General features: G+C 70.8%; 10 protein-coding genes. 2 read left to right on the forward strand and 8 right to left on the reverse strand.

Translation table 11 applies throughout. The features are described 5' to 3' along the window. Window positions 1–115 precede the first annotated feature (115 nt). Entirely contained in the window at window positions 116–313 is a 198-nt protein-coding gene (locus tag LOY02_RS16615; protein WP_317183484.1) for a hypothetical protein, read from the forward strand. A gap of 71 nt (window positions 314–384) precedes the next feature. Here the strand turns inward: LOY02_RS16615 and LOY02_RS16620 are convergent, their stop codons facing one another. From LOY02_RS16620 to LOY02_RS16645, 6 genes are all read right to left on the reverse strand, one after another. After that, window positions 385–1,377 (reverse strand): malate dehydrogenase, encoded by a 993-nt coding sequence (locus LOY02_RS16620; RefSeq protein WP_317183485.1) that lies wholly within the window; start codon window positions 1,375–1,377, stop codon window positions 385–387. Window positions 1,378–1,538: 161 nt separating this feature from the next. Then, the gene (locus LOY02_RS16625) at window positions 1,539–2,075 is read right to left on the reverse strand and encodes a dihydrofolate reductase family protein (RefSeq protein WP_317183486.1); all 537 of its coding nucleotides are present in this window, start codon (window positions 2,073–2,075) and stop codon (window positions 1,539–1,541) included. A 69-nt stretch (window positions 2,076–2,144) separates the two neighbouring features. Continuing rightward, window positions 2,145–2,927: a hypothetical protein gene (locus LOY02_RS16630; protein WP_317183487.1), complete on the reverse strand. Its 783-nt coding sequence runs from the start codon at window positions 2,925–2,927 to the stop codon at window positions 2,145–2,147. After that, window positions 2,924–3,571 (reverse strand): SatD family protein, encoded by a 648-nt coding sequence (locus LOY02_RS16635; protein ID WP_317183488.1) that lies wholly within the window; start codon window positions 3,569–3,571, stop codon window positions 2,924–2,926. Before LOY02_RS16635 ends, LOY02_RS16630 begins: the two co-directional genes overlap by 4 nt. A gap of 77 nt (window positions 3,572–3,648) precedes the next feature. Continuing rightward, complete coding sequence (locus LOY02_RS16640) at window positions 3,649–4,335, reverse strand: response regulator transcription factor (protein WP_317183489.1); 687 nt, start codon at window positions 4,333–4,335, stop codon at window positions 3,649–3,651. Further along, on the reverse strand, window positions 4,332–5,483 hold the full coding sequence (locus LOY02_RS16645) for a sensor histidine kinase (protein ID WP_317183490.1): 1,152 nt from the start codon (window positions 5,481–5,483) through the stop codon (window positions 4,332–4,334). The genes LOY02_RS16640 and LOY02_RS16645 overlap by 4 nt, the downstream gene beginning before the upstream one ends. A 212-nt stretch (window positions 5,484–5,695) precedes the next feature. Here LOY02_RS16645 and LOY02_RS16650 point away from each other — a divergent pair, with 212 nt between their 5' ends. After that, window positions 5,696–6,382, forward strand: a complete 687-nt coding sequence (locus LOY02_RS16650; protein ID WP_317183491.1) for a hypothetical protein — start codon at window positions 5,696–5,698, stop codon at window positions 6,380–6,382. A gap of 107 nt (window positions 6,383–6,489) precedes the next feature. Here LOY02_RS16650 and aqpZ read toward each other — a convergent pair whose 3' ends face one another. Together aqpZ and LOY02_RS16660 are read right to left on the reverse strand one after the other, a co-directional pair. Beyond that, a complete protein-coding gene (gene aqpZ, locus LOY02_RS16655; protein WP_317183492.1) occupies window positions 6,490–7,305 on the reverse strand; it encodes an aquaporin Z in 816 nt (271 codons plus the stop codon). 130 nt (window positions 7,306–7,435) lie between these two features. Further along, the coding region (locus LOY02_RS16660; protein ID WP_317183493.1) for a hypothetical protein at window positions 7,436–7,763 on the reverse strand (328 nt) is incomplete at its 5' end.

The following is a 7,763-nucleotide window of genomic DNA, read 5'->3' on the forward strand; positions in this document are numbered from 1 at the left end:
TGCTGGCCGGCGATCCCGGGGAGTTCCTCGCCGACATCTTCGAGCAGACCGGCTCGGGAGCCGGGGCGCTGATCAGCCGACGTGACCTTCTCACCGACCTCGAGGGAGGACAAGCATGACGACCGTTTCTGCCTTCGTGGCCGCCCTCGCCGAGGAGCACCGGCTCGCGCATGCCGAGCTCCGAGCGGCGGAGGAGGCCGGTGACGAGGAGCGTCGCACCCAGGCGCTCGGCAGGCTGGCGGACCTCCAGGACATCGCGTCCCGCAGCCTCGACGTCGTGTCGCTCGAGGCCGTGACGGGCCAGCCTGCCTGACCAACCGACATACGCCGAAGGCGCCGGTCAACCTCTCGGTGACCGGCGCCTTCGGCGTCACTGCGGGAGCCTCAGATGAGACCGAGCTCCTTGACCTGGTCGCGCTCGGACTCGAGGCGGGCGACCGACGCGGCGATCCGCTCCCGCGAGAAGTCGTTGAGCTCGACGCCCTGGACGATCTCGTACCTGCCGTCCTTCACCACACAGGGGAAGGACGAGACGATGCCCTCGGTCACGCCGTAGGACCCGTCCGACGGCACGGACATCGACACCCAGTCGTCGGTGCCGCGCACCCAGTCGCGCATGTGGTCGATCGTCGCGTTGGCCGCGGAGGCCGCCGACGAGAGACCGCGGGCCGCGATGACGGCGCCGCCGCGCTTGGCGACCGTCGGGATGTACTCGTCGGTGATCCAGGCGTGGTCCACGAGGTCCGCTGCGATCTTGCCGCCGACCTTGGCGTTGAAGAGGTCCGGATACATCGAGTCGTCGTGGTTGCCCCAGACGGCGAGGTTGCTGATCTCGGTGACGCTGACCCCGAGCTTCTTCGCGAGCTGGCTCTTCGCGCGGTTGTGGTCGAGGCGCGTCAGGGCGTTGAAGCGCTCGCGGGGGATGTCGGGAGCGTTGGACATCGCGATGAGGGCGTTGGTGTTGGCCGGGTTGCCGGTGACGAGGATCTTGATGTCGTCGGCGGCGTTGTCGTTGAGCGCCTTGCCCTGACCCGTGAAGATCTTGCCGTTCGCGGCGAGCAGGTCGGCTCGGTCCATGCCCTCCTTGCGGGGCATCGCGCCGACGAGCATGGCGAGGTTGGCGCCGTTGAAGATGGCGTTGGGGTCGTCACCGGTCTCGACACCGGCGAGCAGCGGGAACGCGCAGTCGTCGAGCTCCATGACGACGCCCTCGAGCGCCTTGAGGGCGGGCGTCACCTCGAGGAGACGCAGCTCGACGGGGGTGTCCGGACCGAGGAGGGCACCGCTCGCGATCCGGAAGAGGAGGCTGTAGCCGATCTGGCCTGCTGCGCCGGTGACGGCGACTTTGACTGGGGCGCTGGCGGGGGTTGTGCTCACGGGTGGCCCTTCACATCAGTGTGGCTGTGGACGCTCTCGAAACTACCAGTCGGGCGCTGGGGCCCCCGCACGCGTGAGCGGGCCCCGTGACGTGGGTCACGAGGTCGTCCCGAGGGACGAGGTATGCCGCTGAGGCTCCTCCCAGCCGACGGTCCGGGAGGTCACTGCTCCGGGGAGCGCAGGACCTCGTAGCGGGTGCAGGCGAACTCACCGTTGGCTGCGCACTCGAGAAGCCTCAGCTCGACGTGCCGGGGGAGGACCGGGTAGCCGGCGCCCAGCGCCACAGGGGCAAAGCTGACGACGAGCTCGTCGACCAGGCCGCGATCGGTGAACTGGCCGACGAGCTCCCCGCCGCCCATGACCCACACGTCCCGGTCCTGGGCGGTCTCGTTCATGAGGCGATGGACGTGCTCGACGTCGTCGTGGGTGAACCGGACGTCGGCCCCCTCAACGCCCTCGAGGTCGCGGCGCGTGAAGACCCACGTCGGGACGGTGTAGTCCCAGGAGGGCAGGTTGCTGCGGATCCACTCGTAGGTGGCCGAACCCATGGCGATGGCGCCCACCTTCTCGATGAACGGGCGATAGCCCATCGGGCCCTGGTCGTCCATCTCACGGGTCAGCAGCCAGTCGAGGCTGTGCTCCGGGGTCGCGATGAAGCCGTCGATGCTGCTGGCGACGTAGTAGATGGTCCGGGACATGTGACTCCCTTGAGGGGTGTGGAGGGTCGGTGTGTGGAGGTGTGGTGTCGAGGGTCGGTGTGGAAAAGGTCAACGTGCGAGGGCGAGCGAGCCGAGGGCGACGAGCCAGCTGACGAAGCTGCCGACGAGGAAGTACTCGGTGACGTCGTCGATGCCGACCCGTGAGCTCGACGGCGGGGGAGAGGTGCGGGCGGCGGCCTGGATCTCGGGGAAGCGGAGCAGGCCCTTGGCGGCGATGACGATGCTCGCGGCGCCGTACTCGCCGGCCAGGCCGAGCCCGAGGATGACGAGTCGCTCCATGGGCCCGAGCAGCCGACCACCCTTGAGCCGGTCGGACGGCTGCGGGTCACTGGTCGAGGCACTGGCCGCAACCTGGTCGGACCGCAGGGCGCCGATGGCCAGCAGGACGAGCCGCACCACGACGTTGCCGGTGGCGATGTTGAGCAGGACGAGACCGGTGAGCAGCAGGGCCCGTCCCGCCGACGGGGGTGCCCCGCCCCACGGAAGGTCGGCCCACGCGAGCCAGTCGGCGAGCAGGCCCCCCGGCGTGCTGGCGAAACCGGAGAACCCGAGCAGGCCACCGACGAGCAGGGTGATGATGGCGAGCGGGACCCCGGCCCGGCGGCCGGTCGCCTGAGTGTGTGCCGAGGTCACGACCCAGGCGACGAGAGCGAGGGCCGTGACGACGAGGGCCGCGATGTCGGCGGGTCCGTGCACGCCCGCCACGATCGCGAGGGCGACGAGCGTGAGGACGCCGGCGAGCGGGGCCGAGCCCAGCGGCATACGGCCATCTCTGGCGCGGACGAGGTCGGTCACGCCGAAGGCGATGAGCGCGAGAGACAGCCAGGTCACGGCAGCTCACCCAGCCTCCGCATGGTCTCCATCGCCACTTCGATCCCGTCCCTGATGACTCGTTGTGAGACAGCCGAGGGGGTGATCCCCTCAGCGGCGGCGATCTCCTTCTGGGTCTCGCCGGCAAGCCGTCCCCTGAGGATTCTGCGCGAGACCTCTGACATCGACCCGACGACCTGGTCGAGCGAGAGGAGCGCGGCGCCCACGGCGGCGACCAGCTCGGCCGGGTCGAGATCGGAGTGGAACGCCGTGCGGACGAGCTGGAAGGCCGGCTTGGCGGCGAGGGACTCGGCCCTGACGATCGCATCCCGCGCTGCCCAGAAGGCTGATCCGTCGTAGATGCCGCGCTTCGGGTCGAGCGTCTGGACGTCACCTCGCCCCGCTCCGAACCGGACGTCGTGGGGATGCAGGAGCGCCCGGATGTGGAACGAGGCGGTGAGGGCGGCCCCGAGGGTCGGGTAGACCCCCTGGAACTCGTCGCCGAGGGTGATGACTGCAGGGTCGAGGACGGGATGGTCGGTGTTCACCCGATCGAGCGTCTCCGTCAGGCTGTCGTGGAGTGACTGACGGTCCGTGGCTGTCCTGGAGTCGACGATGTCGCCGATGAGGGCCACTGGTTCAGACCGACTCTTCATTTCCGGCATATGAAGACTATACCTTGATTAGTCAGAAATGAAGGCTGCGGCGGGTCAGCCCTCGGTTCTCCGCGGCGATCCACTGCTCAGTCCACCTCACCCACCTGCACGAGGCCGCTCTCGTAGGCGAGCACGGCGACCTGCACCCGGTCGCGGAGGTCGAGCTTGGTGAGCAGCCTGGAGACGTAGGTCTTGACGGTTGCCTCGCTGAGGTAGAGCCGCGCGCCGATCTCCGCGTTGCTCAGCCCGCGAGCCACCAGTCGTGCCACTGCGGTCTCCCGCTCGGTCAAGGCGGCGAGCGCGGCAGGAAGCTGCCCGGCCGGTGGCCGGCGGACGAACTGGGCGAGCAGTCGGGAGGTCACCGCCGGGGCGACCATCGCCTCCCCCCGCGCGACGACCCGCACCCCGTGGACGAGGTCGTCGGGGGAGACGTCCTTGAGCAGGAAGCCCGAGGCCCCGGCCAGGATCGCCGAGTAGACGTAGTCGTCGAGGTCGAAGGTCGTCAGCACGACGACGCGCGGCCCGCCCCCGGCTGCGACGATGCGTCGGGTCGCCTCGATCCCGTCCAGGCGCGGCATCCGGATGTCCATGAGCACCACGTCGGGCCGCGTCTGCTCCACGAGCGTGACCGCCTCCAGCCCGTCGGCGGCCTCGCCGAGGACCTCGAAGCCGGCCCGTTCGAGGATGAGGCGGAAGCCCATCCGCACGAGCTCCTGGTCGTCGACGACGATCACCCGGATCGGGTCACCGGCCGTGGCGGCGGCGCTGGTCACGTCGCCTCCAGTGGCAGCACGGCCCGCACCGCGAAGCCGGTCCCGTGGCGGGCCGCCTCGAGCTGGCCGCCGAAGAGCGCCACGCGCTCGCGCATGCCGAGCAGTCCGTGGCCCGGCTCGGCTGCGTCATCACGGGCAGGCCCCTCATCCCTGACGGAGATGGTGAGGGCGTCGCTCCCGAAATCGACGGCGACCTCGGCACGGTCGGCGGCCGAGTGGCGCCTGATGTTCGTCAGAGCCTCCTGAACGATCCGGTATGCCGTGAGGTCGAGCCCCGCGGGAAGGTGCGGTCGGTGACCGGTGACCGCGAGGTTGACGCGCAGCCCCGACTCCCGGGCCGCCTCCACGAGCGCCGGGAGGGCGGCGACGCCCGGTTGCGGGGCCAGGTCCGCCGTCTCCGGGGCGCGGAGCACGGTGACGAGCCGCCGCATCTCGGCGAGCGCGCCGGTGCCCGTCTCCCGGATCGTGCCGAGCGCGCGGCGGGCGAACTCCGGGTCGTCGAGCGCGGCCTGCTCCGCGGCTCCTGCCTGCACGACCATGACGCTGACGGAGTGCGCGACGATGTCGTGCAGCTCGCGGGCGATCCGGGCGCGCTCGTCGGCGACGGCGGTCAGGGTGCGCTCGCGTGCCGCCCGCTCGACCTCGGCCGCCCGGGCGCCGGACGCGACGGCCCGGTCCTCGGACACGCGCAGCCCATGACCGGCGAGATACGCGATGACGATGACGCCCCAGTGGAAGATCAGCTCTCCCGGGTCCCGGAGCAACGGCACGACGAGGTCCGCGAAGACGAGCAGCCCGGCCGCGACGAGGGCGCCGACCCACCGCTGCCGTCCGCGTCCGTGACGTGCGACGGAGTAGACGAGCAGCACCAGCGGCACGAGCCCGCCGAGGAAGAGGACCTGGATGTCGCCTCGGGCGAGCAGCCCGAGCAGCGGCCACACCCCCATCGCCGCGATGTTCACCCACGGGCGGACCCGCCGCTGCGTCAGAGCCACTGCGACGAGCAGGATCGCCACCGTGCTCAGCACCGGCGACCCCTCGCCCTGGATGGAGTCCATCGGCAGCCAGACCTCGAGCAGCCCGAGCGCGGCGACGACTGCCGCGATGCCCACGTCCTGTGCCAGGCGCCACCCGACCCGCTGCTCCACGACCCCACGGTAGGGCGGACGGCACGCTCCCGCAGTCATACCGAGGTTGACACCCGGGTCAACCTCGGTCGCGACACCAGCTCAGCGGCATACGCCGAAGCATGGTGGTGGAGGGCACCTCAGGGCGATCCGCGACGACTTCCGTCCTCCCTACCGTCGAGGGATCGCCAGCCGGCCGGCTGGTGCCCATCCATCGCCAAGGGAGCCAATCCATGTCCAGCACCGAGCGAGCCCAGCGCATCACCTTCTCCGGCAGCCTGGTCGTCTGCGCCGTCCTCACCGTCGTCAGCACGTCCTTGATGCCCGATTTCAGCGGCGGCTCCACCGACCGGCTCGAAGCCATCGCCGCGGCGGGCACGAGCGCCACGGTTTCCGCGATGCTGTTCACCATCGCGCAGCTGTTCTTCGCGATCGGCGTCGTCGGGGTCGCCCGCGTCGTCGGCGACCGGGCCCCCGTGCTCGCCGCTCTCGGGGCGACCGCCGCCGTCCTGTCCGCCTTCGGCCACGCCGTCTACGGGGGCGTGGGCTTGACGATGGTCGACATGGCCAAGGACACCGCCAACCACGAGGCGTATGCCGCTGTGCTGGCTGCCGGGGAGACCGGCCTGATGATCCCGTTCCTCGTCATGGGGCTGCTCGGCACGGTCCTCGCCATCGTCCTCACCGCCGCGGCGCTGTGGCGGTCGCGCGTGGCAGCGCGCTGGCTGCCGGCCGCCCTCGTCGGCTTCGTCGTCCTCGAGTTCGCCGGCTCCGCTCTCAGCGAGTGGGCCTCGTATGCCGCTGGGCTCCTCTTCCTCGTGGGGTTCCTGAGCCTGGCTGGGATCGTGGCCCGGGCACCCGAGCGGCTGCGGGACCCGGCACCGAGCAGGAGCGGGCCCTTCGCTGAGGCCGTGTCCTGACGGTCGCCGCCTGGGGCGAGACTGCCCAGCTCGTGGGGTGCACTGCTCGATGACTGCGGCACTGCTCACTCTCGCTGAGCAGTGCCGCAGCGTCAGGTGTCGACGGCTCAGGTGTCGAGGACCGGCCGCCCCGCCTCGTCGCGCTCGGCGTTGTCGACATCGGACGTCGAGCCGCTGACGTCCAGGTGGCTGCGGTCGTCGCCGGTGATCCACGCGTAGGTGGCGCCCGCGATGAGGCCTCCGACGATGGGGGCGACCCAGAAGGCCCAGAGCTGAACGGGTGCGTCGCCGCCGTTGAAGAACGCGACCGCGGTCGACCGGGCGGGGTTGATCGAGGCGTTGCTGACCGGGATCGCGACGAAGTGGGCGAGGGTGAGGGCGAAGCCGATGGCGAGGGGGGCGAAGCCCTTGGGGGCGTCGTCCTTGGTGGCGCCGAGGATGACGTAGACGAAGAAGGCCGTCATGAGGGCCTCGACGACGAGGACCGCCCCGAGGCCGAACCCGTCGGGCGACGCGTCACCGAAGCCGTTGGCTGCGAGGTTGCCGGTCGAGGGCAGGCCACGGCTGGAGACGAGCCCGGCGAGCGCGGCACCGGCGACGAGGCCGCCGACGACCTGCGCCCCGACGTAGGGCAGGACGTCGCGCCACTCGAAGCGCCGGGCGATGGCGAGGCCGATCGTGACCGCGGGGTTGAAGTGCCCTCCGGAGACGTGCCCGACCGCGTAGATCATCGCCGCGACCACGAGGCCGAAGGCGAGCGCGATCCCGAGGCGGCCGACGCCCACCTGGACGGGGGTGCTGTCGGCGAGCGCCTGCGTGATGACCTTGCCGTTGAAGATCGCGGTCCCGCAGGCCACGAAGACGAGCCAGAAGGTCCCCATGGCCTCGGCACCGAGTCTCGAGGTCATCTTGGGCTGGTACATCGGGGTCTCCTTGGTCGAGGCGAGGCCTGGCGTCGTCTCGCAGCGTAGTAGAACGGTCCGCTCGCGGACGGGAGGCGACAAGGGCGGATGCCCTATGCCGCTGGGCTCGCTGCGCCCGTCCGGCCGGTGGTCAGTCGCTCGACGTGGAGTCGTCCGGGGTCTCCGGGGTCTCGGTGTCGAACTGGCCACCAAGGGCGGTGAAGACGGTCTCGCCCCAGAGTCGGCCGCCCTGGGCGTTGACGCTGGGCGGGTCGACGATGGAGACGAAGGAGTTGGGGTCTCCGGCGTCCCGGAAGGCGCCCGCTACGTCGATCGTGGGCAGGTCGTTGGCCTTGGCCCATTCGGCGGCAGCCTCGCGCACCGGCGCGATCTCGTCGTCGGTGTTCTGCGCCTGGAGGATCACCGCGACCGGGGCTTCCGGCCAGGTGTCCCGAAGGGAGGTGAGCGTCGTGTCGAGG

The organism is Intrasporangium sp. (assembly GCF_032907665.1).
Taxonomy (GTDB): domain Bacteria; phylum Actinomycetota; class Actinomycetes; order Actinomycetales; family Dermatophilaceae; genus Intrasporangium.